The sequence below is a fragment of the Oleomonas cavernae genome (assembly GCF_003590945.1).
Lineage (GTDB): Bacteria > Pseudomonadota > Alphaproteobacteria > Zavarziniales > Zavarziniaceae > Zavarzinia > Zavarzinia cavernae.
Window position 1 is genome coordinate 621,025 of sequence record NZ_QYUK01000011.1, and the last position, 20,735, is coordinate 641,759.

Genomic DNA, 20,735 nt, shown 5'->3' on the forward strand with positions numbered 1-20,735 from the left:
CTCCTCAGCGAGTGCCGTTGGCGGACGGGCCGCCATTATGCAGCCCGGCCTGCTTGCCGAGGTCGTTCCGGTTCGAGGGGCCGGCCGCGCGAATCCGCTCGCGCACGCTCGCCGGCAGGATCCGGCCGCCCTCGACCGTGACCGGCATCAGATAGGCACCGACCACCAGCCGCGCCTTGATGGCAGCGGCCCCGGCAGCGGTCAGCGCGACCTCGCCGTCATCATCGCTCACCACGCGCGCAGACGCCAGATCCTCGGCCCAGGCGTCGCCTTCAGCCAGATAGACAACTTCACCGTCGAGCAGCCTGTTGGCCGTCAGAACCTTCATGGGAATCCGCGCCTGAAAACCGGTCGGCCCTGATACGCCGTGGCCCGATCAAGGTCAAGGGATCGCTTGGAGAATAAATGATATAACAACCGCAATATGGAAAATATGCCGGCCGGGTACGGCACCCCGGCCGGTAGTAAATCCAATGCTACGATCTTATTTAATATCAAATAGTTATAGGGATTTTCTAATGCCCTATTTGAACAGCTTGGCGTTCACGCGCGAGGTGGGGGTAATGCGCTTGGCGCAATCCGCCACCGCGCCATCCGCACCGGTGCAGGCCATGACCTCGTTGATCAGCACGCTGCCGATCTTGGTGCAGTCCTGGCCGTCGATGTCGAACAGCTTCACCGTGGTCTTGCCCATGGGCAGCGGGGCAAGGCCGACCGCGATGCGCCGCTCGATGATCTGTTCCGGGCTGAACAGGATCAGGTCCAGCTTCAGGTCGGTGATGTCGGGCCCGCCCGGATTGGACAGCACCAGATAGGCCCGGCACGCCTTGTCCTGGGGCTCGAGCTTGTTCAGTTCGATCGAGATCGGTTCGGCTGCTGTGGCCGCGGCCGGGGCAGGGGCGGCCGGTTCGGCTGCCGGTGTCTGGGCCAGGGAGGCGCCGGCGAAATAGACAATGCCGGCGGCAAATATCCCGGCGCCTCTCAAACCGAGGCGGAGAGCGGCGGGTGAAGAAGCGATCATGCTGTCCCTCGTAAATCACGAACCGATCGGGGGCCTGAGAATGCGGTCACGGCCGATGCGGTGGCAAGCATGCTTGCAAACGGTGGCGGCGGAAATGGGGCGATCGTGAAATCTGTGATCCCCTAAGATGTGATCCCCCGAAATGTGATGCCCATCATCGCCGCAGATTTTGCCTTGTGCTAAAAATGTTATGTTATAACGTATCTCGAAATCAGCGCCGGTGCCCCAGATGCCTTCCGTCACCCCCTCGGTTCTCATGTTCGGTGCCGCCGCCAGGCTGGGCATCGTGGCCGGCCTGATCGGGACCTTGTGGCTCGCGGTCTGGTGGGCGCTGGGGTGATGACGGTGAGCGCCATTCCCCCCCTGGTGGTCGAAGACCTGACCGTCGCCTATGACCGTCATCCGGCCGTGCATCATCTCTCCGGCCGGTTCGAGCCGGGCTCGCTGACCGCCGTGGTCGGGCCCAACGGGGCCGGCAAGTCGACCCTGGTCAAGGCCCTGGTCGGCCTGATCACGCCGGCGCAAGGCCGGATTTCCACCGGCAAGCTGCGTCGGCGCGACATCGCCTACCTGCCCCAGCAGGCGGAAATCGACCGCAGCTTCCCCATCATGGTCGCCGATACGGTCGCCCTGGGCCATTGGGGTCGGATCGGCCTGTTGCGTGCCCTGACCGGCGCCATGAAGCACGAGATGGCGCATGCCCTGTCGGCGGTGGGCCTGGAAGGCTTCGAGGCGCGGCCGATCGGCTCGCTCTCGGTCGGCCAATTCCAGCGCGTGCTGTTCGCCCGCCTGCTGCTCCAGGACGCCAAGGTGATCCTGCTGGACGAACCGTTCAACGCGATCGACGCCAAGACCACGGCCGACCTGCTGGAACTGGTCGCCCGCTGGCACGGCGAGGCGCGCACCGTGGTTGCCGTGCTGCACGACATGGATCAGGTCCGCAGCCATTTCCCCGACACGCTGCTGCTGGCCCGCGAGCAGATCGCCTGGGGCCCGACCGCGACGGCCCTGACGGCCGAGCACTTGCTCCGCGCCCGCCACATGGCCGAAGCCTGGGCGGAAAACGCCGGTGTCTGCGCCCCCGACCGCCGCATCGCCTGAGATGCAGTTTCACCCAACCAGTCGTCATGGCCGGGCGAAGTCCCGGCCATTCACGTCGCCAAGCTGCCTTTTCCGTCGACGGATGTGGCTCGTCCCGACGTGGATGACCGGGACAAGCCCGGTCATGACGATATGGGGTGAGGGGCCACGGCCATGAGCCTCGCCGCCCTCCTGATCGATCCCTTTGCCGATTTTGCCTTCATGCGCCGCGCCCTGGTCGCCTGTTTCGGCTTGGCCCTGGGCTGTGGCCCGGTCGGCGTGCTCTTGATGCTGCGGCGGATGAGCCTGGTCGGCGATGCCATGAGCCATGCGGTGCTGCCGGGTGCTGCCATCGGCTTCCTGATCGCCGGGCTCAGCGTCTGGGCGATGGGCTTAGGGGGCTGATCGCCGGCCTGTCGGTGGCGCTGCTCTCAGGGCTGGTCACCCGCGCCACCAACCTGCGGGAAGACGCCAGTTTTGCCGGCTTCTATCTGATCTCGCTCAGCCTGGGCGTGCTGATCGTCTCGACCAAGGGCTCCAACGTCGACCTGCTGCATGTGCTGTTCGGCGCGGTGCTGGCGGTCGACAATGCCGCGCTGTTCACGGTGGCGAGCATCGCCAGCCTCACCCTGGTGGTGTTGGCGCTGATCTACCGGCCGCTGATCGTCGAATGCTTCGACCCCGGCTTCATGCGCGCGGTGGGCGGCTCGGGCTCGCTCTATCACGTCGTCTTCCTGGTCCTGGTGGTGGTCAACCTGGTGGCCGGGTTCCAGGCCCTGGGCACCTTGATGGCGGTCGGTCTGATGATGCTGCCGGCCGCGGCCAGCCGCTTCTGGGCCGGCCAGGTGTGGTCGATGTCGGCGGTCGCCATGGGCGTCGGCATGGTGTCCGGCTGGGTCGGCCTGCTGGTTTCGTATCACCGGGACCTGCCCTCGGGGCCGGCCATCGTGCTCACCGCCGGCGTCTTCTACCTCGCCTCGATCGTGTTCGGCACCCAGGGCGGCGTCATCTGGCGCTACCTGCCGCGCCGCCATCTGGAAGCCTGACCAAACCGGAGGAGCCTCATGCTCAAGACACTGATCCGCGGCTTAAGCTTGAGCCTGGCCCTGGCGGCCGCGCCCGCCCTGGCGGCCGAGCCCATCAAGGTGGTGGCCAGCTTTTCGATCCTGGGCGACATCGTCGGCAATGTCGGTGGCGACAAGATCGCGCTCACCACGCTGGTCGGCCCTGACGGCGACGCCCATGTCTTCCAGCCCAGCCCGGCCGATGCCAAGGCGGTCGCCGCCGCCGACCTGGTGGTGGTGAACGGCTTAGGGTTTGAGGGCTGGATGGAGCGCCTGGCCGAGGCCGCCGGCTACAAGGGCCAGATCGCGGTCGCCAGCGCCGGGGTCACCCCCGCGCCATGGCCGAGGAGGAAGAGGACCACGCCGACGGGGCCGAGCATCACGACGGTGTCGATCCCCATGCCTGGCAGAACATCGGCAACGGCGAGATCTATGTCGCCAACATCGCCAAGGCCCTGGCCGCCGCCGATCCGGCGAATGCCGCCACCTACCAAGCAAACGCCGATGCCTATCTGGCCAAGCTGAAAGCCCTGGACGCCAAGGTGAAGGCGGCGATCCTGGCCCTGCCGCCCGAGCGCCGGAAGATCATCACCAGCCACGATGCCTTCGGCTATTTCGCCGCCGCCTATGGCCTGGAAGTGCTGGCGCCCCAGGGCGTCTCGACCGAATCCGAAGCCTCGGCCAAGGGCGTCGCCGGCCTGATCACCCAGATCCGCGAGACCAAGGCGCCGGCGGTGTTCATCGAGAACATCACCGATCCGCGCCTGATCGAGCAGATCGCCAAGGAAACAGGTGCGCGGATCGGCGGAACGCTTTATTCCGATGCCCTCTCTGGTGCGGACGGCCCCGCCGCTACCTATATTGCGATGTTCGAGAACAATGTGGCGATGCTGACCGCCGCGCTGGGCTCATGACCACGGAGTAAGTTTCATGGATCGCGTTCCCGTCACGGTACTGACCGGCTACCTGGGCGCCGGCAAGACGACGCTGCTCAACCGCATCCTGACCGAAGAACACGGCAAGCGTTATGCGGTCGTGGTGAACGAGTTCGGCGAGATCGGCATCGACAACGACCTGGTGGTCGAGACCGATGAAGAAGTGTTCGAGATGAACAACGGCTGCATCTGCTGCACCGTGCGCGGCGACCTGATCCGGATCCTGAGCGGCCTGATGCGCCGCAAGGGCAAGTTCGACGCCATCCTGATCGAAACCACGGGCCTGGCCGATCCCGCACCCGTGGCCCAGACCTTCTTCGTCGACGAGGATGTCCAGGCCAAGGCCAAGCTGGATGCCGTGGTGACCGTGGTCGACGCCCGCCATATCGAGCAGCGCCTGGCCGACAGCAAGGAAGCCCGCGAGCAGATCGCCTTTGCCGACGTCATCCTGCTGAACAAGACCGACCTGGCCGACGAGGCGGACCTCGCCCGGATCGAGGGCCGCATCCGCTCGATCAACAAGGCGGCCGAAATCCACCGGACCGAGCAATGCGGCATCGACCTGGCCAAGGTGCTGGACCGCGGCGCCTTCGACCTGGACCGCATCCTTGAATTCGAGCCGAGCTTCCTGGAGGTCGGCCACGAGCACAATCACGAGGATATTTCCTCGATTTCGTTCACCGATGTCGAGCCGCTGGACGAGCAATTGTTCAACCGCTGGATCTCGCAGGTCCTGCAGACCAAGGGCGCCGACATCCTGCGCTCCAAGGGCATTCTGTCGTTCAAGGACCAGGACGACCAGTTCGTCTTCCAGGGCGTCCACATGCTGATGGACGGCGACTATCGCAAGCCCTGGGCGCCGGATGATCCGCGCATCAGCCGGCTGGTCTTCATCGGCCGCAACCTCGATGTCCCCGCCCTGCAGGCCGGTTTCGAGGCCTGCCGTGCCTTCTGAGTTCGGCTCGTTCCAGGACGAAATCTACGCCGACCGCCTGCCGCAAAGCCGGGTCGACCTGTTCCCGCAGGAGGCCGGCATCGTCGGCCTGGCCGTGGCCCGCAAGGGCGGCATCGGCCTGGCCCTCGACGATGGCCGCGTGGCGGTGGGCGATCTGGCCGCGCCGGCGGAACTGGTGCCGGTCGAGGTTCATGACGGGGTCTCGCTGTCCTTCGCCCCGGGGCCGCAGGGCGGTTTCGTTTCCGGCGGCGACGACGGCCGGGCGGCATTGATCGGCGGTGATGGAAAAATCACGGAACTGGTGGCGCCGGGCAAGGAATGGGTCGGCGCGGTGACGACCTCCGCCGCCTCCTGCCTGATCGCCTTGGGCACCGCCAAGACGCTGCGGGTGTTCGATGCCGCGGGCAAGGCGCTGGGCGCCGCCCCGCCGGCCGGCAGCACCATTGCCGCGCTGGCCTTCAACCCCAAGGGCAAGCGCATCGCCGTCGCCCATTACGGCGGCGTCACCCTGTGGTGGTCGGGCGGCCTCACCGGCACGCCCAAGCCCTTGAACTGGAAGGGCAGCCACATCGCCGCGACCTGGAGCCCGGACGGCCGCTTCGTCGTCACTGGCACCCAGGACAAGGAATTGCACGGCTGGCGCGTCGAGGACGAGGTCGATATGCGCATGTCCGGCTATTCGGCCAAGGTGAAGTCCTTCGCCTGGTCGGCCGACGAGCGCTGGCTGGCCTGCGCCGGCAGCCCTTCCGTCACCTGCTGGGATTTCAGCGGTAAGGGCCCCATGGGCCGGCCGCCGCACCAGTTCGGCGGCAGCGAGGAGTATCTGGCGACCCACGTCGCCTCCCACCCCAAACTGCCGATCGTCGCCGCCGCCTTCGAAGACGGCCGCATCGAAATGGGCCGTTTCGGCGTCGAGGGTCAGGTTCTGCTGAAGGAGGTGGGCGGTGGCCTGCCGACCGGCCTCGCCTGGTCGCCCGATGGCGGCAAGCTGGTCATGAGCACCGAGGACGGCGAGTTGTTCATCGTCGACCTCGACGACCTGAAGGTCGCGGCTTCACCCAAGAAGCGCTGAGCCCAGGCAACCACAAAACCGTCATGACCGGGCTTGTCCCGGTCATCTACGTCGGGACGAGCCACATCCGTTGACAGATTAGGCGGCTTCCCGACGTGGATGCCCGGCACAAGGCCACGGCTGTCCGGCTAAGGAAATCGAGCATAGGAGGCCGCTTCCTTCGGGTAGTTTTCCTTCCATTCTCACTACTCAGTCGTCATGGCCGAGCGAAGTCCCGGCCATCCACGTCGGCAAGCTGCCTCTTCCGTCAACGGACTTGCAATGTCCCGACGTGGATGACCGGGACAAGCCCGGTCATGACGTTTGAGAGTGGTACGAATATGCCCTGCAACAACCCGATTTCCTTAACCGGACAGCCGTGGCACAAGGCCGGGCATGACGTAAGGGGAGGGGCAGTCTCGAGATCAATGCGCAGCAGTGGGTTCCTGCATCAACTCGACCAGGACGCCGCCGGTGTTCTTGGGGTGGACGAAGATGATCGGCACGCCGTGGGCGCCGATGCGCGGCTCGCCGTTGCCCAGCACGGTGGCGCCCTTGGCGCGCATCTCGTCGCGCGCGGCATAGATGTCCTTCACCTCGAAGCAGACGTGGTGCTGGCCGCCCGCGGGGTTCTTCTCCAGGAAATTCTTGATCGGCGACTTGTCGTCATAGGGCTCGATCAGTTCGATCTGCGAATTGGGCAGGTCGACGAAACAGACCCACACGCCCTGGTCGGGCATGGCGAACTTGTTGCCGATCTTGGTCGCGCCCAGCAGGTCGCGGTACATCTCGACCGACTTCTCGATCGAGGGCGTGGCGACGCCCACATGGTTCAGCTTGCCGATCATGATGCTCTCCGTCAGCGGTCAAATCTCTCGCTGACGGTGTAGTGCTTCCGTGACCGGCCGACAAGATCCTCGCAAGATAGGTATCAGCGGTCGATGGCGACCCAGACGATCAGCGCCAGGGCCACCATCTGGGCGAGGTTCAGCGCCATGCTGATGCCGTGCAGCCGCTTGAACTCGGCAGCCGCGGCAAGGTCGCCGGCGGCGCGGCGGTCGGCCAGATCGTTTACCGCGGGGCGCAGCAGCAACTGGGCCAGGACGAAGCCGATGGCGATGAGGGCCAGGATCGTGGCCGGCCAGAACGGCGGCATGGTCAGGGCCGCCATGCCGGTCAGCAAGGCCATTAGCGGATAGTAGGTGCTGAAGGCTTCGCGGATGAACGGCCCGCCATGTTCGGGCGGCAGCCGGCGATGAACCAGCGGGGCGATCACGAAGCTGAAGAAGACCATGCCGCCCAGGGCAAGGCTGGCGAGGAATACCGCGGTGGTTGGCATGTTCTTCTTGTCCTCTACGCGCTGACGCCTCAACCGAACGAGACGATAAGGATCACGGCCAGCAAGGCAAGGGTCCACAGCACCCCGTCGCCGGCGCCGCCGATGGTCAGGGTGCGGGCGATCGAGCCGATCAGCCCGGCCACGGGCCGGGCGACCGCCGCCAGGACCTGTTCGGCGAGTGTGCCCGCCCCGGCCAGCAGCAGGCCGGGCCACGCCAGGAGGCCGCCCAGCCGTTCTCCCCACCGGGGCAGGGGGCTGTGGCGGAACAGGGCGGCGGCGGCGAAGATCAGGCCGACAAGGCCCAGTTCCGCCCAGGCGGCTTGGTGGTGCAGCGCTGCCTCCAGGCTCGCGGCCCGGCCGCTGACCGGGGCCAGAACCGGGGCGAGAAAATCGATGATCGCGGGCGCGGCAAAGAACAGGGCCAGGGTTCCCGCGGCCGTCACCAGGGTCGCGGCCAGCATGCCGGGCGGCACTGGGGCATGGTGGTGGGAGCCTTCCGTGGGCTGGCCGAAGCAGGCCTTGAGCACGATCGGCAGCAGATAGGACAAGGTCAGCAGCGAGGACACGAGGAGCATGGCGCTCACCCAATCCAGGCCCCGGGCGGCGGCGCCGTCGCCCAGCAGGGCCTTGGCCCACAGGCCGCCGAAGGGCGGCAGGCCGGCGACCGACAGGGTGCCGAGCAGGATGGCGATTATCAGCAGCGGCATGCGCCGGCCGATGCCGCCGATTTCCGACAGCTTCTTCTTGTGGGTGGCGATCTGGATCGCGCCCGCGCCGAAGAACAGGGTGATCTTGCCCCAGGCGTGCATGACCAGTTGCAGCACGCCGGCCGCGATCGCCAGGGGATGCCCGATCGCCACCGCCAGGGTGACCAGGGCAAGCTGGGCCACGGTCGAATAGGCGAGGCGGGCCTTGAGGTCGTCCTTGCTCAGGGCGATCAGGCTGGCGGCGATGACGCTGCCCGCAGCGACCCAGACCAGCCAGTCGCCCACGCCGCGGCCGATGGTCTCGATGCCGAAGATGTAGACGGCGATCTTCAGCAGGGTGAAGACGCCGGCCTTGACCACGGCGACGGCATGGAGCAGGGCGCTGACCGGGGTCGGCGCCACCATGGCGGCGGGCAGCCAGCCGTGCAGCGGCATCAAGGCCGCCTTGCCCACGCCGTAGGCGTAGAGCCCCAGCAGCAGCGCCAGCAGGCCGTCGTCCAGCTTGCCGTCGAGAATGCCGCCGGGCACGAAATCGAGCGTCCCGGCCACCCCCCAGGTCCACACCAGGGCGGCGAGGAAAGGGACCAGCGAGGTTGCCAGCAGATAGGCGAGGTAGCGCCGGGCGCCGGCAATCGCCCCCTCCGTCTGCCAGTGCACGACCAGCGGATAGGTGACCAGGGTCAAGGCCTCGTAGGCGACGAACAGCGTTGCCAGGTTGCCGGCCAGGGCGATCGCCATTGTCGCCGACAGGGCCAGGGCGAAACAGGCATAGTACCGCGTCTGGTTCCGGGCGTGTTCGGCCCGCATATAGCCGATCGAATAGAGCGAATTGAGGATCCACAGGCCCGAGGCGACACCGGCGAAGATCAGGCCGATCGGCTCCGCCCGCAGGGTGAGCGAGAAGCCGGGCAGCAATTGGGCGAGGACCAGCGGCGCAGCACTACCGGCGTCGAAGCCGGCGATCAGGGCGGCGACGGCGCCGGCCAGCGCCAGCGCCGCGACCAGGGTTGTGGTCTCGCGCAGGTTGGGCCAGGCGCCGGCCAGGACGATCAGCAGGGCCGCGAAGGCGGGGATCGCCAGGGCGGCGAGCATCAGGATCTGAGGGGTCACGGCGCCCCCCGAGCAATTGTCCGACGATGCGTTCGGCCAGGCCGAAGCTCAGGCGGCTGTCGATGCCCAGGAACACGGTGCCCATGGTCAGGATCGCCATGGGCAGCAGGAACATGGCCCCGGCATCCCGGCGCCCGCCTCGGCGGGCTGGCCCAGCATGCCGGCCTCGACGATCCGCCAGACGTAGACGACCGTGATCAGCGAGGTGAGCAGAATGCCACCGGCCACGATCCAGTCGCCGAGATCCAGGGCGACCCGGATCACGCTGAGCTTGGAGACGAAGCCGGCGGTCAGCGGCACGCCGATCAGCGCCAGGCCGCCCACCAGCAGGCACAGGAAGGTGACGGGCATGGTCCGTGAGAGGCCGGCCAGGGTCTCGAAGCGGGCATTGCCGTGGCGGGCCACGATGGCGGCGGTGGCGGTGAACAGGCCGCCCTTGATCGCCGCATGGTTCAGCAGGTTGACGAGGGCCGCGGTGATGCCGGCAACACCGCCCAAGCCCAGGGCGATCAGCATCAGGCCCAGGTTGGCGATCGAGGAATAGGCCAGCAGGCGCTTCAGATCCCGCTCGCGCACCGCCAGGGCCGAGGCGAACAGCAGCATGGCCAGGCCGATGGGCGGCATCACGGCGGCGAAATTCACCCGGCCGATCTCGCCCGCCGTGTCGAACACCAGCACCGACAGGCGCAGCATCAGGTACAGCGCCACCTTGGTCGCGGTCATGGCCAGGAAGGTCGTCACCGCCGTGGGCGCATAGGCATAGGCGTTGGGCAGCCAGCGGTGCAGGGGCGCCATCGCCGCCTTCAGGGCCAGACCGACGAACAGGAACGAGCCGCCGACGACCACGGCCCGCCGCCCGGCACCGGGCAGGCGCTGCCCCAGGTCGGCCATGTTGAGGGTGCCGGTGGCGACATAGAGGAAGGCGATGCCGATGACGATGAAGGTGGCGCCCACGGCGCCCAGGATCAGGTAATCGAAGGCGGCGGTCAGGGCCCGGCGGTCGCGCCCGGCGCCCGCGGCGATCAGGACATAGGTCGAGAGCGAGGCGATCTCGAGGAAGACGAAGACGTTGAACAGGTCGCCGGTGACGACGATGCCGGTGAGGCCGGCGACGCACAGCAGGAAGGCGGCGTAGAACCGCGGCCGATCGCCGGGCGCAATTTCATCGGCAACGGCCGTGGGCAGGAACCAGGCGACCAGGGCGGCGCTGATCGCGATCAGGCTGGCCATGACCGCCGACAGCAGGTCGATGCGGTATTCGATGCCGATCGGCGGCGCCCAGTTGCCCAGGGCGTAGCTGATCACGTCGCCGTCCAGGGTCTGGCCCACCAGGCTCACGGCCAGCAGGCTTTGGAGGGCAACCACGGCGAAACACAGCAGGCCAGCCAGCCGGCCGTTGCCCAGCACGGACAGGATGGGGGCAGCCAGCAGCGGCAGCACGACGACGAGGATCGGCGCCTGGGCGTTGAGGAAACTCATGACGTACCTGGGGGCACAGCCGCATGTGCAAGGACCGCCATCCTCACCCCTCGCGCTCGGGGTGGGTCAGCGGCAGCAGCTCGTCCTCCTCGATCGTGCCGAAGGCTTCGCGGATGCGCACGGCCAGGGCCAGGCCGACGGCCAGGGTGGCGACGCCGACCACGATCGCGGTCAGGATCAGGACCGAGGGCAGGGGATTGCTGTAGACCTCGAACCCCGGCGTGAGGATGGGGGGCGTGCCGTCGGCGACCACGCCGATGGCGATGTAGAAGACGAAGACCGAGACCTGGAAGATGCCAAGGCCGATCAGTTTCTTGATCAGGTTGCCCTGGGCGATGGTGATGTAGAGGCCGGTCATCATCAGCACGACGACAACCCAATAGGGAAACAGGCCCACAAGGTCCATCATGACGCGGAAGCCCGGCTGGCGAAGCGCTGATAAAGCAGGGTCATGACGCAGGCGACGGTCATGAAGACGCCGGCCTCGATCGCGGTGATGCCGATCTGCTGGCCGGTGGGCCGGCTGCCGAAGGCATCGTAATCGAGGAAGTTATGGCCCAGCGCCAGGGTGGCGAGGCCGGTGCCGCCATAGGTGAGGACGCCCAGCGCCATGATGGCGCGCAGCACCCGTTCGGGCACCAGCAGGTTCAGCCGCTCGACGCCGAAGACGAGGCCGAAGAGGATCAGGCCTCCCCCTAAGATGGCGCCGGCCTGGAAGCCGCCGCCGGGGCTGTAGGCACCGTGGAATTGCACATAGGGCGCCAGGAACAGGGTCAGCGGCACGAGCAGCGTGGCCACGGCGCGCAGCACTACGTCGCGGTCGGCCCGTGCCGGGGCATCGCCGCGGCCAGGGCGCCGCGACGGCGCGCCGCCGGTCAGCAGCAGCAGCACACCGAGGCCGGCCGTGAACACCACCACCACCTCGCCCAGGGTGTCATAACCGCGATAGCTGGCCAGGACCGAGGTGACGACATTGGGAATGGCGATCTCGCTGCCGCTTTCCTGGAGGTAGTGGGGCGCGACGTGGCCCTGGGCGGGGGCGCGGGCATCGCCGAAGCGCGGCAGCTCCAGGGTGCCGTAGGCCAGCGCCAGGCCGGTAAGTACGCAGACGCCGACGCCGATCGCCGAGGCCGGCCGGCCGCGCCGGCGTTCCTGCCGCCCGGTCAGGCGCAGGGCGGTGACGATCAGGACGGTGGAAACGCCGGCCCCCACGCAAGCCTCGGTAAAGGCGACGTCGGGCGCATCGAACAGCACGAACAGGGCGCAGCAGGTGAAGCTGAAGATGCCCGACAGCATGGTGACGACCAGCAAGTCGCTCAGGAAGGCCATGGCCACCGCCAGCGCCACCAGGGCGCCGAGCAGGCCGATCATCAGCATGGTCTCCATGGGCTTACTCCCCGGGCCGGCGGGCGGCAGCTTGTCGCCGTCCAGCACCGGGCGCAGGCCCGTGCGGAAGGCGGCCCGCGCCAGGGCATGGCACGCCGCCGGCGACGCGAACAGGGCGACGATCAGCACGACGAGAAGTTTCAGCGCGACCAGGACATCGGGCGACAGCACGGCGAGTCCGGCCAGGATGCCGATCGCCCCCAGGGTGTCGGTCACCCCGGCGGCATGGGCCCTGGTATAGAAGTCGGGCAGGCGCAGCAGCCCGACCGCCCCGACCAGGGCGGCCAGCGCGCCGATGGCAACCATCCCGCCGCCCAAAATGCTGCGCAGCAATTCGATCAGCTCCGCGCCGCTCATGCCCGGTCCTTCTCGCCGATCAGGTAGCGCATGACCGCCACGGTGCCGATCAGGTTGAGCACGGCATAGACCAGGGCGATGTCGATGAAGTCGAAACGGCCGGTGGCAAAGCCCAGGACGGCGATCAGCAGGATGGTTTTCGTGCCGATCAGGTTCAGCGCCAGGATCCGGTCGAACACCGTCGGCCCGGCCAGCGCCCGAATCAGCGCGAGCCCGAAGGTGGCAAGCAGGGCGGTGGCCGCGGCGGCATAGAGGCTCATGACCGGCGGATCACGGGCGCGCGCCCCGGAAACGTGCATCGAGGGCGGTGCAGCGGCGGTTCATTTCGCCCTCGGCCAAACTACCCAGGCCGTCGCGGCGCAGGGCGTGGACAAGAAAATGATCGCCTTCCGCGACAACCGTCACCGTACCGGGGGTAAGCGTGATCGAATTGGCGTAAAGAGCGCGGAAAACCTGGCTTTTCTGGCTGGCCGGGAGCCAGGCCATGGCCGGCGAAATGCGGCCGCGCAGGATCGCCACGATGACGTCGAAATTCGCTTTCAGGATTTCGACCAGCAGCCAGCCCCAGTAGCCGACGATGCCGGCGATCAGCGTAAACGGTTGAAAATCCCGGGAGATCAGGCCCAGGTGAGACACCAGCGCAACGACGCCGACGACCGACAGGACCGAGGTGGCCAGGAGAAACGGGGAGAAATGGCCGGACAAGCCCACCCACAGCAAGTAGAACGCCGACCCCAGCAAAATACGTTGCGTCACCGGCCTCCCTTTCGCGCAGATAACGCCGCCGAACAGGCCGGTACTGTGCAGTATTGATGCTGCCTTGAAAACCCCAAGGTGGTGGCAACAGGCCCGCCTGCAGGTTGCGATGCAGCATTGAGATGAAGCGTTTCGGTGGCAAATTCCACCCGTCACAAATCATTCTTCGTGACAGTCATAAATCCTGGTGGGAATATGGCGTCATAAAGAACGCAGGAAAAACTGCGCGTGAAATTAGGGGGATAGCTCGAAAAGGTGACCAACGTGTCATCTTTTCCGTGTGGGAAGAGTTGCTCATGGAACATCTCATGGCGGCGGGTGGCGGCGCCGATATCGCCACAATCGAAATCTCGGGCCGGGTGAAGTGGTTTGACATGACGAAGGGCTATGGCTTCGTCACACCGGGGGACGGCCAGGGAGATATCTTGTTGCATTTGTCGGCGCTGCGCCAGGCAGGGCTCGACCATGTCGACGAGGGCGCCACCTTGCGCTGCGAGGCGGTGCGCCGACCGAAGGGCTTCCAGGCGCTGCGGGTAATCGATCACGACCCGTCGACCGCCCTGCCTTCGGACCGGCTGCGACCACCGCCGCGCCGCGCCCTGCCGCCGATCGAAGACGCCGGCACACCGGTCGAGGCCACCGTCAAGTGGTTCAACCGGGCGCGCGGCTACGGCTTCGTGTCGCGCGGCGAGGGCACGCCCGACATCTTCGTGCACATGGAGGTGTTACGCCGTTCGGGCGTCGTCGAAGTGGCGCCGGGCCAGACGGTGATGGTGCGCATCGTCGAAAGCGACAAGGGGCCGCAGGTCGCCGAACTCAAACCGGCCTGACCGGCCGGTTGCCTCGGGGGAGAGGGAGCACGGCGCGGTTCGCCAGAACCGCGCCGCTTGCTCGTCAGCAGGCTCGTAAACCCGGGTTAGACATCCTGCGTCCTTCGAGACGCCACTCTTCGAGTGGCTCCTTGAGGCATGAGGTAAGTCTTTTTGCCATAAAGATTTTCCTCATCCTGAGGAGGCCCGCAGGGCCGTCTCGAAGGACGCAGGGTGCCGATGCCACGCAGCGTTACTTCGGAAATGCGGCATAGGTCTGCGGCGGCGAGACCTTGGCGATCAGGCCGGCCTGATGCAGGAAGCTCGCCGCCCGGGTGAAACGCCCGGGGTCCAGCGCCGCCGGGCTGGCCGCGAAGCGCGGCAGGGTCAAGGCCCAGGCCTGCCTGTTCAATTCGTCGTTCAACTCGGGATAGGCCGCGATGAACGCCGCCCAGGCCTCGTCCGGGTGGTTGATGGTGTAACGTGCCCCGTCTTCCAGGGCGGCGACGAAGCGGGCGATGCGGGGGTCGTCGGCCTTGTCCGCGCCGGCCGCGATGATCAGCTCGTCATAGGACGGCACGCCATGATCCTCGACCGGGAAAATGCGCGCGGGCTTGCCCAGCAGGGCCATTTCCGGGATCTCGAAATTGCGGTAGGCGCCGATCACCGCATCGACCTGGCCCGCGGCGAGCGAGGTCGCCAGGGCGAAATTGACGTTCACCAGTTGCACATCGGCATTGGTCAGGCCCGCGGTCGCCAGCATGGTGTTGAGCAGGGCATCCTCGAAGCCTGCCACCGAATAGCCGATCTTGCGGCCTTTGAGGTCGGCGATCGATTTGACCGGCCCGTCGGCCAGCACCGCAAGGCAGTTCAGCGGCGTGTCGATCAGGGTCGCCACGCGTTTCAGCGGCAGGCCCTGGTCGACCAGCAGGACCAGTTGCGGCTGGTAGGTCACGGCTAGGTCGGCCTGGCCGGCGGCGACCAGCTTGGGGGGATCGTTGGGATCGGACGGCGCGATCAGTTCCACCTCCAGCCCGCGCGCGGCGAAATAGCCTTGGGTCTTGGCCAGGATCAGCGGGGCGTGGTCGGGATTGACCGCCCAGTCGAGCAGCACGGTCAGCTTGTCGGCCGCGGCGGCGGGCGTTGCGGCGAGGCAGGCAAGGCCCAGGATCAGGGCGCGAAGTCGCTTCATGGGGTCAACTATCCGTCAGGGTTGCAGGGTCGGAGGATTGGGCCCAGGGCGTCGCCCGGCGCATCAGCCGGTCGACACCCAGGTAAAGCAGCAGGGCCAGGGCCGCGAGCACGATCAGGGCGGCGAACATCAGGTCGATCTTGGCCCGGGCATTGGCATGCAGCATCAGCCAGCCCAGCCCCCCGGCCGAGCCGACCCATTCGCCCACCACGGCACCGATGGGCGCCACGGCGGCGGCGATGCGCAGGCCCGAGCCCAGGGCGGGCAGCGCCGCGGGACCATAGAGGTGGCGCAACAGGCGCCAGCGCCCGCCCGGCCGCTGCACCCCGCCGGTCATCACCCGGGCCAGGTCGGCCAGGCCCGGTTCCAGCCGGGCGATGCCGTCGGCCAGGGCCACGGTCACGGGAAAGAAGATGATCACGCAGGCCATGGCGATCTTCGACGCCATGCCATAGCCCAGCCACATCACCAGCAGGGGCGCCACGGCAAAGACCGGGATGGCCTGGCTGGCGATCACCAGCGGCAGCACCAGGCGCCGCAAGCGCGTGGTCGAGGCCAGCAGCACCGCCGTGGCGATGCCCAGCAAGGTGCCCAGCAGCAGGCCGGCGGCAATTTCAATCAGGGTCGTGGCGCCGTGGGCCAGCAACAGGTCGCGTTGCCGCCACAAGGTCTCGGCGACCGCCAGAGGCGAGGGCAGGATGAAGAACGGCACGTCGGTCAGCAGGATGATCGCCTGCCACAGGCCGATCAGGACCGCGAAGGCCGCCAGGGCGGCCAGCAGCTTGGTCATGCCATGGCCCCCAGCAGGGCCAGCAGCGCGGCCTGGGCGGCTGCCACGGCGGCATCGCCCAGGCTGCGCGGCACGGGCTGCGGCGGCAGGGCCAGCGTGGTCAATTGCGCCGGCTCGCCGCGCAGGACGTGGACGGCATCGCCCAGGCGCAGCGCCTCGCCCGGGTCGTGGGTGACCAGCAGCACGGTGCGGCCGGCCAGCAGGCGGGCGGTGGTGGTTTGCAGGCGGTGGCGGGTGACCGCGTCGAGGGCCGAGAAGGGCTCGTCCATCAGCACGACCGGCCGGTTTTCATAGAGGGTGCGGGCCAGGGCCACGCGCTGGCGCTGGCCGCCCGACAGGGCGCGCGGCGGCAGGGCGGCGGCCGCGTCCAGTTCGACCAGGTCGAGCAGGTGGCGGGCGCGGGCGGGATCGACCGCCTCGCCGCGCAGGCGGGCCCCCAGGGTCACATTGTCGAGCAGCGAGGCCCAGGGCAGCAGGTGGTCGCGCTGGTCCATCAGGGCGACGCGGCCGGGCAGGGGCAGGCCATCGCTGGCCTTGACCGTGCCGGTGGCGCCCGCGGGGGCGAGGCCCGCCAGCAGGCGCAGCAGGCTGGACTTGCCCACGCCGCTGGGCCCCAGCAGGCAGGCGGTGTGGCCGGCCTCGACGGCAAGGTCGAGACCGGCAAAGTAGACGCGATCGCCGAAGCGCAGGGCGGCGGACTCGATGGCGAGCGCCGGAGCGGTAAAGGCACGTGCGGTCGAACTGACCGTATCGATCATGACACCCATCCCTACGCCGGTGCGAACCGGATCAGGTTCTAGGGGTCGTTCCCAAGTGGAACCTCTCAGCCGGCGCTCCGGCTCCCCGAGTGAAGAGGCGGGGACTATGACCGCTCGGCGCTTGACGGGCAAGAGGCTCGTGGGCAGGGTCTGTCCCATGTCGACCTTGCTGCGCCGCCTGTGTGCTCCCGCCCTCCTAGTACTGGCGCTCGTCCGTGCCGGTGCCGCCCACGCCGAACAGCTCACCATCGTCTCGGCCGCCGGCACCCGGCACGCCTTTCAGGTCGAGATCGCCGACGAGGATGCCGAGCGGATGAAGGGGCTGATGTTCCGCGAACAACTGGCATCCGATGCCGGCATGCTGTTCCTCTATCCGCGGCCGGTCGGCATCGTCATGTGGATGAAGAACACGCCCCTGCCGCTCGACATGCTGTTCGTCGACCAGAAGGGCATCATCACCTCGATCGCGGCCGACACCGTGCCCTACAGCACCGACCGCATCCCCGCCGACCGTCTGGTGATCGGCGTGCTGGAAGTCAACGCCGGCACCGCCGCGCGCCTGCACATCGTGCCCGGCGACCGGATCGACTACCCCGCCTTCCGCTGACGGCCGCCCCCGCTAGGGCCGGAACGCCGCCCTGACCTTGGGCGCATTGGCGACCCGCTCGGTCAGGTCGGCCAGGAGGGTGCGCATCGCCTCGCTCATCGCGGCGGCCAGGATCGCCGGGATGTTGTCGCAGGTCAGCGCCAGGACATCCTCGGCCTTGCCCGTTGCCTCGCGGCTGGTTTCATAGATCTTGCCGTCGGGCCCCTCGAGCCGTAGGGAGGCCGAGAGTTCGGCCGTCGCCCTGAACACGGTCTCGAGCAGGCCCACCTCGAGCTTGCCCCGATAGTCGACCTCGTCGACCGCCAGCGCGATGGTGCGCGGCGCGGCGGGATCGTCGGGCGCCACCTGGGCAAACACCTGGCGCAGCGAGGCCAGGGCCGCGATGCGGAAAGCCACGCTGGCGTCGACCTCGAAGACATGGCCGTTGCAGGGGCCGGGGCGCGCCCGGCGATGGCGGTCGAGTTCCCCGGTATCGACGATCAGGCCGACCGGGCCGGGCAAGGGCGCCTCCAGGCTGATTTCGATCGGCGCTGGCGGTGGCGGCGTCACGGCGGCATTGTAGCTGCAGCCGGCAGCCGCGAGCGCGATCAGCGATGCCGCGAGGGGGCGGCGGAAGCTATGATGTTCCAGGATCGAGGTTTCCCGTGCTGAGTGTTGCGCCTCGAAGGATTGTATAGATTGGTGAGATGATCGCTATGGGGGAATTGGGCGGCATGGCCATGTTGGGCGTCATCGGCGGCAGCGGGCTCTACAGCATCGACGGGCTCGAGGATCAGGCCTGGGTGGCCGTGGACACGCCTTGGGGGCCGCCTTCGGACGAGATCCTGACCGGGCGCCTGGGCGACCTCGAGGTCGCCTTCCTGCCGCGCCATGGCCGCGGTCATCGCCTGTCGCCCACCGAGATCAACTACCGTGCCAACATCGATGCCCTCAAGCGCCTGGGCGTGACCGATGTCCTGTCGATGTCGGCCTGCGGTTCGTTCCGCGAGGAGTTGCCGCCCGGCACCTTCGTCGTGGTCGACCAGTTCATCGACCGCACCTTCGCCCGCGAGAAGAGCTTTTTCGGGTCAGGCCTGGTCGCCCATGTGTCGATGGCCGACCCGGTGTGCCAGCGCCTGGGCGACCTGATCGAGGGCGCCGCGATCTTTGCCGAGGTCACCTTGCATCGCGGCGGAACCTACCTGGCGATGGAGGGGCCGCAATTTTCCTCCCGCGCCGAATCCAATCTCTACCGTGGCTGGGGCTGCGACGTGATCGGCATGACCAACATGCCCGAGGCCAAGCTGGCCCGCGAAGCCGAACTTTGTTACGCGACCGTGGCGATGGTCACAGATTTCGATTGCTGGCACGACGAACATGGCGCGGTCGAGGTCGCGACGATCGTCGAGGTCCTGCATCGTAACGCCCAGGCGGCCCGGGCCCTGGTCAGGGGCATCGCGCCCACGCTTGGCGCCTCGCATCACGGGGCTTGCCGGCATGGTTGCGACCGGGCGCTGGAACATGCCGTGATCACGCCGCCGCAGGCGCGCGATCCAGGCGCGGTGGCCAGACTCGACGCTGTTGCGGGGCGCGTCCTTCGGCTTGAGGCCAAGGCGCAAGGATAGGAGAAGGGCATGTTCGGTTGGATTGTGCTGGGGCTGGTTGTCCTCGTCGTCCTCTATGCGATTGCGACCTACAACGGCCTGGTCGCGGGCAAGAACCAGGTGCTGGCCGGCTGGAAGCAGATCGATGTCCAGCTCAAGCGCCGCTACGACCTCATTCCCAACCTGGTCGAGGTCGCCAAGGATTACATGGGCTACGAGCAGGAAACCCTGCAGAAGGTGATCGCCGCCCGCAATACCGCGATGGCCGCGACCACGCCCGCCGCCGCCGGCGCCGCCGAGGCACAGCTTTCAGGCGCCCTGGGCAAGTTCTTCGCCCTGGCCGAATCCTATCCAGACCTCAAGGCGAACGACAATGTCCGCACCTTGATGGAGGAGCTGACCTCGACCGAGAACAAGATCGCCTTCGCGCGCCAGCACTACAACGACAGCGCCATGACCCAGAACAACAGGATCGAGCAGTTCCCCTCGAACATCGTGGCGCGCATGGGCGGCTTTGGCCCCCATGAGTATTTCGAGGTGCCGGAGACGGAAAAGGCGCCGGTCAAGGTCGACCTGCGCTAGGTATCGCGACGGGAGGCGGGCATGACGGACGCGGGGCAGGGGGGCGGTTCGGGCCCCTGGGGCGATCGATCGGCTGCCGCTGCCGCCGACCCGGAAGCGACGGTCTTTGCGCCCATGCCGTCCCGGGCGACCGCGGCCACGGGCATCGCCTCGACCGATTTCATCGGCGCGGCGGCCCGCAACCGGCGCAACACCTGGGTGCTGGTCAGCGTCATGATCGCCATCGGGGCCGTGCTGGGTTACCTGCTGGGCGCCACGATCCAGGCGGGCGAGGGCGATCCCCGTTTCAACCCCTTCGCCTCGGGCCTGGGCTTCGGCTTTGCCCTGTTCATGATCGCGGTCAGCCTGATCTGGACCCTGATCGCCATGCGCTTTGGCGCGCGCATCGTGCTCAGCCTCTCCGGCGCCAAGGAAGTGTCGCAGGAGGAGGCGCCGCAACTCCACAACGTGGTCGAGGAAATGGCCATCGCCGCGGGCCTGCCCAAGCCCAAGGTCGCGATCATCGAGACCGATGCGCTCAATGCCTTCGCCACCGGCATGTCGACCGACAAGGCGGCCGTCGCCGTCACCCGCGGCCTGCTCGCGACCCTCAACCGCGAGGAATTGCAGGCCGTGGTCGGCCACGAGATGGGCCACGTCCTCAACCTCGACATGCGCTACGGCACGGCGGTGGGAGTCTATGTCGGCCTGATCGCCCTGGTCGCGGACGGCATCCTGCGCACCATGCGCTTTGCCAGCCTAGGCCGCTCGCGCTCGTCCAGCGGCAAGGGCAACGGCCTCCAGGCGATCCTGATGATCATCCTGCTGGTCTTCGCCATTATCGCGCCGATCGCCGCCAAGTTCGTGCAGATGGCGATCTCGCGCCAGCGCGAATACCTGGCGGATGCCACCAGCGTGAAACTCACGCGCAATTCCGTCGCCATGATCTCGGCGCTGGAAAAACTGGGCGCCTCGACCGTGCCCTTCGACAAGGCCAACCGGGCGACCCAGCACCTGTTCATCGTCAACCCGTTCCGCGATTTCTCGGCCAAGGCCAGCGCCCTGATGTCCACCCATCCGCCGCTCGCCGAGCGCATCGAACGGCTGCGTAACCTGAAGGGTTAGCTCCTTCACCCGACCCATTGTTGTCATCCCGCCTTCCAGGCTGTGTGGAAAGTCTCTTTGGCCGGTTTGC

25 protein-coding genes, 1 pseudogene and 1 riboswitch are annotated in these 20,735 nt (G+C 67.5%); of the genes and pseudogenes, 12 read left to right on the forward strand and 14 right to left on the reverse strand.

Annotated features, from left to right (window positions below):
• Positions 1–4: 4 nt before the first annotated feature.
• Both D3874_RS06435 and D3874_RS06440 read right to left on the reverse strand, forming a co-directional pair.
• On the reverse strand, positions 5–328 hold the full coding sequence (locus D3874_RS06435; protein WP_119777350.1) for a DUF2849 domain-containing protein: 324 nt from the start codon (positions 326–328) through the stop codon (positions 5–7).
• A gap of 195 nt (positions 329–523) precedes the next feature.
• The gene (locus tag D3874_RS06440; RefSeq protein ID WP_147385549.1) at positions 524–1,021 is read right to left on the reverse strand and encodes a Tat pathway signal sequence domain protein; all 498 of its coding nucleotides are present in this window, start codon (positions 1,019–1,021) and stop codon (positions 524–526) included.
• Positions 1,022–1,366: 345 nt separating this feature from the next.
• Between D3874_RS06440 and D3874_RS06445 the strand changes: the two genes are divergently transcribed.
• From D3874_RS06445 to D3874_RS06465, 7 genes and pseudogenes are all read left to right on the forward strand, one after another.
• A complete protein-coding gene (locus D3874_RS06445) occupies positions 1,367–2,122 on the forward strand; it encodes a metal ABC transporter ATP-binding protein (RefSeq protein ID WP_119782178.1) in 756 nt (251 codons plus the stop codon).
• A gap of 153 nt (positions 2,123–2,275) precedes the next feature.
• Entirely contained in the window at positions 2,276–2,506 is a 231-nt protein-coding gene (locus D3874_RS32380; protein WP_456306399.1) for a metal ABC transporter permease, read from the forward strand.
• 14 nt (positions 2,507–2,520) lie between these two features.
• On the forward strand, positions 2,521–3,147 hold the full coding sequence (locus D3874_RS06450; RefSeq protein ID WP_456306400.1) for a metal ABC transporter permease: 627 nt from the start codon (positions 2,521–2,523) through the stop codon (positions 3,145–3,147).
• 18 nt (positions 3,148–3,165) lie between these two features.
• A pseudogene (locus D3874_RS31920) lies at positions 3,166–3,438 on the forward strand (metal ABC transporter solute-binding protein, Zn/Mn family); the annotation flags it as partial.
• 65 nt (positions 3,439–3,503) lie between these two features.
• The gene (locus D3874_RS31530; protein WP_408899962.1) at positions 3,504–4,079 is read left to right on the forward strand and encodes a metal ABC transporter solute-binding protein, Zn/Mn family; all 576 of its coding nucleotides are present in this window, start codon (positions 3,504–3,506) and stop codon (positions 4,077–4,079) included.
• 16 nt (positions 4,080–4,095) lie between these two features.
• On the forward strand, positions 4,096–5,055 hold the full coding sequence (locus D3874_RS06460; RefSeq protein WP_119777352.1) for a CobW family GTP-binding protein: 960 nt from the start codon (positions 4,096–4,098) through the stop codon (positions 5,053–5,055).
• Positions 5,045–6,127, forward strand: coding sequence for a WD40 repeat domain-containing protein (locus D3874_RS06465; protein WP_119777353.1), 1,083 nt, complete (start codon positions 5,045–5,047; stop codon positions 6,125–6,127). The genes D3874_RS06460 and D3874_RS06465 overlap by 11 nt, the downstream gene beginning before the upstream one ends.
• Before the next feature lie 404 nt (positions 6,128–6,531).
• Here the strand turns inward: D3874_RS06465 and mce are convergent, their stop codons facing one another.
• From mce to D3874_RS06505, 8 genes are all read right to left on the reverse strand, one after another.
• A complete protein-coding gene (gene mce, locus D3874_RS06470; protein WP_119777354.1) occupies positions 6,532–6,954 on the reverse strand; it encodes a methylmalonyl-CoA epimerase in 423 nt (140 codons plus the stop codon).
• An 83-nt stretch (positions 6,955–7,037) separates the two neighbouring features.
• Positions 7,038–7,445, reverse strand: a complete 408-nt coding sequence (locus tag D3874_RS06475) for a DUF4149 domain-containing protein (RefSeq protein ID WP_119777355.1) — start codon at positions 7,443–7,445, stop codon at positions 7,038–7,040.
• A gap of 29 nt (positions 7,446–7,474) precedes the next feature.
• A complete protein-coding gene (locus D3874_RS06480; protein WP_233559861.1) occupies positions 7,475–9,262 on the reverse strand; it encodes a proton-conducting transporter transmembrane domain-containing protein in 1,788 nt (595 codons plus the stop codon).
• Positions 9,263–9,349: 87 nt separating this feature from the next.
• Positions 9,350–10,741 (reverse strand): monovalent cation/H+ antiporter subunit D family protein, encoded by a 1,392-nt coding sequence (locus D3874_RS06485; protein ID WP_119777356.1) that lies wholly within the window; start codon positions 10,739–10,741, stop codon positions 9,350–9,352.
• Between the two features lie 43 nt (positions 10,742–10,784).
• Complete coding sequence (locus D3874_RS06490) at positions 10,785–11,150, reverse strand: cation:proton antiporter subunit C (RefSeq protein ID WP_199698967.1); 366 nt, start codon at positions 11,148–11,150, stop codon at positions 10,785–10,787.
• Entirely contained in the window at positions 11,147–12,484 is a 1,338-nt protein-coding gene (locus D3874_RS06495) for a DUF4040 domain-containing protein (RefSeq protein WP_119777358.1), read from the reverse strand. The genes D3874_RS06490 and D3874_RS06495 overlap by 4 nt, the downstream gene beginning before the upstream one ends.
• Positions 12,481–12,744, reverse strand: coding sequence for a monovalent cation/H+ antiporter complex subunit F (locus D3874_RS06500; protein ID WP_119777359.1), 264 nt, complete (start codon positions 12,742–12,744; stop codon positions 12,481–12,483). Before D3874_RS06500 ends, D3874_RS06495 begins: the two co-directional genes overlap by 4 nt.
• A 10-nt stretch (positions 12,745–12,754) precedes the next feature.
• Positions 12,755–13,240: a Na+/H+ antiporter subunit E gene (locus D3874_RS06505; protein WP_158595869.1), complete on the reverse strand. Its 486-nt coding sequence runs from the start codon at positions 13,238–13,240 to the stop codon at positions 12,755–12,757.
• 122 nt (positions 13,241–13,362) lie between these two features.
• Between D3874_RS06505 and D3874_RS06510 the strand changes: the two genes are divergently transcribed.
• Positions 13,363–14,070, forward strand: coding sequence for a cold-shock protein (locus D3874_RS06510; protein WP_119777360.1), 708 nt, complete (start codon positions 13,363–13,365; stop codon positions 14,068–14,070).
• Between the two features lie 232 nt (positions 14,071–14,302).
• On the opposite strand, the gene D3874_RS06515 is transcribed toward D3874_RS06510, so the two are convergent.
• The 3 genes from D3874_RS06515 to D3874_RS06525 form a co-directional block, all read right to left on the reverse strand.
• A complete protein-coding gene (locus tag D3874_RS06515) occupies positions 14,303–15,241 on the reverse strand; it encodes an ABC transporter substrate-binding protein (protein WP_119777361.1) in 939 nt (312 codons plus the stop codon).
• Positions 15,242–15,245: 4 nt separating this feature from the next.
• On the reverse strand, positions 15,246–16,031 hold the full coding sequence (locus D3874_RS06520) for an ABC transporter permease (RefSeq protein ID WP_119777362.1): 786 nt from the start codon (positions 16,029–16,031) through the stop codon (positions 15,246–15,248).
• Positions 16,028–16,789 carry an ABC transporter ATP-binding protein gene (locus tag D3874_RS06525; RefSeq protein WP_119777363.1) on the reverse strand — a complete coding sequence of 254 codons (762 nt, stop codon included), beginning with the start codon at positions 16,787–16,789 and terminating at the stop codon, positions 16,028–16,030. Before D3874_RS06525 ends, D3874_RS06520 begins: the two co-directional genes overlap by 4 nt.
• A riboswitch (TPP riboswitch) is annotated at positions 16,780–16,886 on the reverse strand. (Overlaps the previous gene by 10 nt.)
• 60 nt (positions 16,887–16,946) lie before the next feature.
• Here D3874_RS06525 and D3874_RS06530 point away from each other — a divergent pair.
• Complete coding sequence (locus D3874_RS06530; RefSeq protein WP_119777364.1) at positions 16,947–17,396, forward strand: DUF192 domain-containing protein; 450 nt, start codon at positions 16,947–16,949, stop codon at positions 17,394–17,396.
• A 12-nt stretch (positions 17,397–17,408) separates the two neighbouring features.
• On the opposite strand, the gene D3874_RS06535 is transcribed toward D3874_RS06530, so the two are convergent.
• Positions 17,409–17,945 carry a hypothetical protein gene (locus tag D3874_RS06535; protein ID WP_119777365.1) on the reverse strand — a complete coding sequence of 179 codons (537 nt, stop codon included), beginning with the start codon at positions 17,943–17,945 and terminating at the stop codon, positions 17,409–17,411.
• Positions 17,946–18,109: 164 nt separating this feature from the next.
• Here D3874_RS06535 and D3874_RS06540 point away from each other — a divergent pair, with 164 nt between their 5' ends.
• Genes D3874_RS06540 through D3874_RS06550 form a run of 3 tightly spaced genes read left to right on the forward strand, consistent with a single transcriptional unit; the run spans position 18,110 to position 20,665 of the window.
• The gene (locus D3874_RS06540) at positions 18,110–19,000 is read left to right on the forward strand and encodes an S-methyl-5'-thioadenosine phosphorylase (protein ID WP_233559862.1); all 891 of its coding nucleotides are present in this window, start codon (positions 18,110–18,112) and stop codon (positions 18,998–19,000) included.
• 9 nt (positions 19,001–19,009) lie between these two features.
• Positions 19,010–19,561, forward strand: coding sequence for a LemA family protein (locus D3874_RS06545; protein ID WP_119777367.1), 552 nt, complete (start codon positions 19,010–19,012; stop codon positions 19,559–19,561).
• Between the two features lie 21 nt (positions 19,562–19,582).
• Positions 19,583–20,665 carry a M48 family metallopeptidase gene (locus D3874_RS06550; protein ID WP_119777368.1) on the forward strand — a complete coding sequence of 361 codons (1,083 nt, stop codon included), beginning with the start codon at positions 19,583–19,585 and terminating at the stop codon, positions 20,663–20,665.
• The last annotated feature ends 70 nt before the right edge of the window (positions 20,666–20,735 follow it).

Bases quoted from the DNA above. Each gene is read 5' to 3' on its own strand.
- D3874_RS06435 (WP_119777350.1), bottom strand. From the start codon at position 328: ATGAAGGTTCTGACGGCCAACAGGCTGCTCGACGGTGAAGTTGTCTAT.
- D3874_RS06440 (WP_147385549.1), bottom strand. From the start codon at position 1,021: ATGATCGCTTCTTCACCCGCCGCTCTCCGCCTCGGTTTGAGAGGCGCC.
- D3874_RS32380 (WP_456306399.1), top strand. From the start codon at position 2,276: ATGAGCCTCGCCGCCCTCCTGATCGATCCCTTTGCCGATTTTGCCTTC.
- D3874_RS31530 (WP_408899962.1), top strand. From the start codon at position 3,504: ATGGCCGAGGAGGAAGAGGACCACGCCGACGGGGCCGAGCATCACGAC.
- D3874_RS06460 (WP_119777352.1), top strand. From the start codon at position 4,096: ATGGATCGCGTTCCCGTCACGGTACTGACCGGCTACCTGGGCGCCGGC.
- mce (WP_119777354.1), bottom strand. From the start codon at position 6,954: ATGATCGGCAAGCTGAACCATGTGGGCGTCGCCACGCCCTCGATCGAG.
- D3874_RS06475 (WP_119777355.1), bottom strand. From the start codon at position 7,445: ATGCCAACCACCGCGGTATTCCTCGCCAGCCTTGCCCTGGGCGGCATG.
- D3874_RS06485 (WP_119777356.1), bottom strand. From the start codon at position 10,741: ATGAGTTTCCTCAACGCCCAGGCGCCGATCCTCGTCGTCGTGCTGCCG.
- D3874_RS06490 (WP_199698967.1), bottom strand. From the start codon at position 11,150: ATGATGGACCTTGTGGGCCTGTTTCCCTATTGGGTTGTCGTCGTGCTG.
- D3874_RS06495 (WP_119777358.1), bottom strand. From the start codon at position 12,484: ATGAGCGGCGCGGAGCTGATCGAATTGCTGCGCAGCATTTTGGGCGGC.
- D3874_RS06500 (WP_119777359.1), bottom strand. From the start codon at position 12,744: ATGAGCCTCTATGCCGCCGCGGCCACCGCCCTGCTTGCCACCTTCGGG.
- D3874_RS06510 (WP_119777360.1), top strand. From the start codon at position 13,363: ATGAAGCGTTTCGGTGGCAAATTCCACCCGTCACAAATCATTCTTCGT.
- D3874_RS06515 (WP_119777361.1), bottom strand. From the start codon at position 15,241: ATGAAGCGACTTCGCGCCCTGATCCTGGGCCTTGCCTGCCTCGCCGCA.
- D3874_RS06520 (WP_119777362.1), bottom strand. From the start codon at position 16,031: ATGACCAAGCTGCTGGCCGCCCTGGCGGCCTTCGCGGTCCTGATCGGC.
- D3874_RS06525 (WP_119777363.1), bottom strand. From the start codon at position 16,789: ATGATCGATACGGTCAGTTCGACCGCACGTGCCTTTACCGCTCCGGCG.
- D3874_RS06530 (WP_119777364.1), top strand. From the start codon at position 16,947: ATGTCGACCTTGCTGCGCCGCCTGTGTGCTCCCGCCCTCCTAGTACTG.
- D3874_RS06540 (WP_233559862.1), top strand. From the start codon at position 18,110: ATGGCCATGTTGGGCGTCATCGGCGGCAGCGGGCTCTACAGCATCGAC.
- D3874_RS06545 (WP_119777367.1), top strand. From the start codon at position 19,010: ATGTTCGGTTGGATTGTGCTGGGGCTGGTTGTCCTCGTCGTCCTCTAT.
- D3874_RS06550 (WP_119777368.1), top strand. From the start codon at position 19,583: ATGACGGACGCGGGGCAGGGGGGCGGTTCGGGCCCCTGGGGCGATCGA.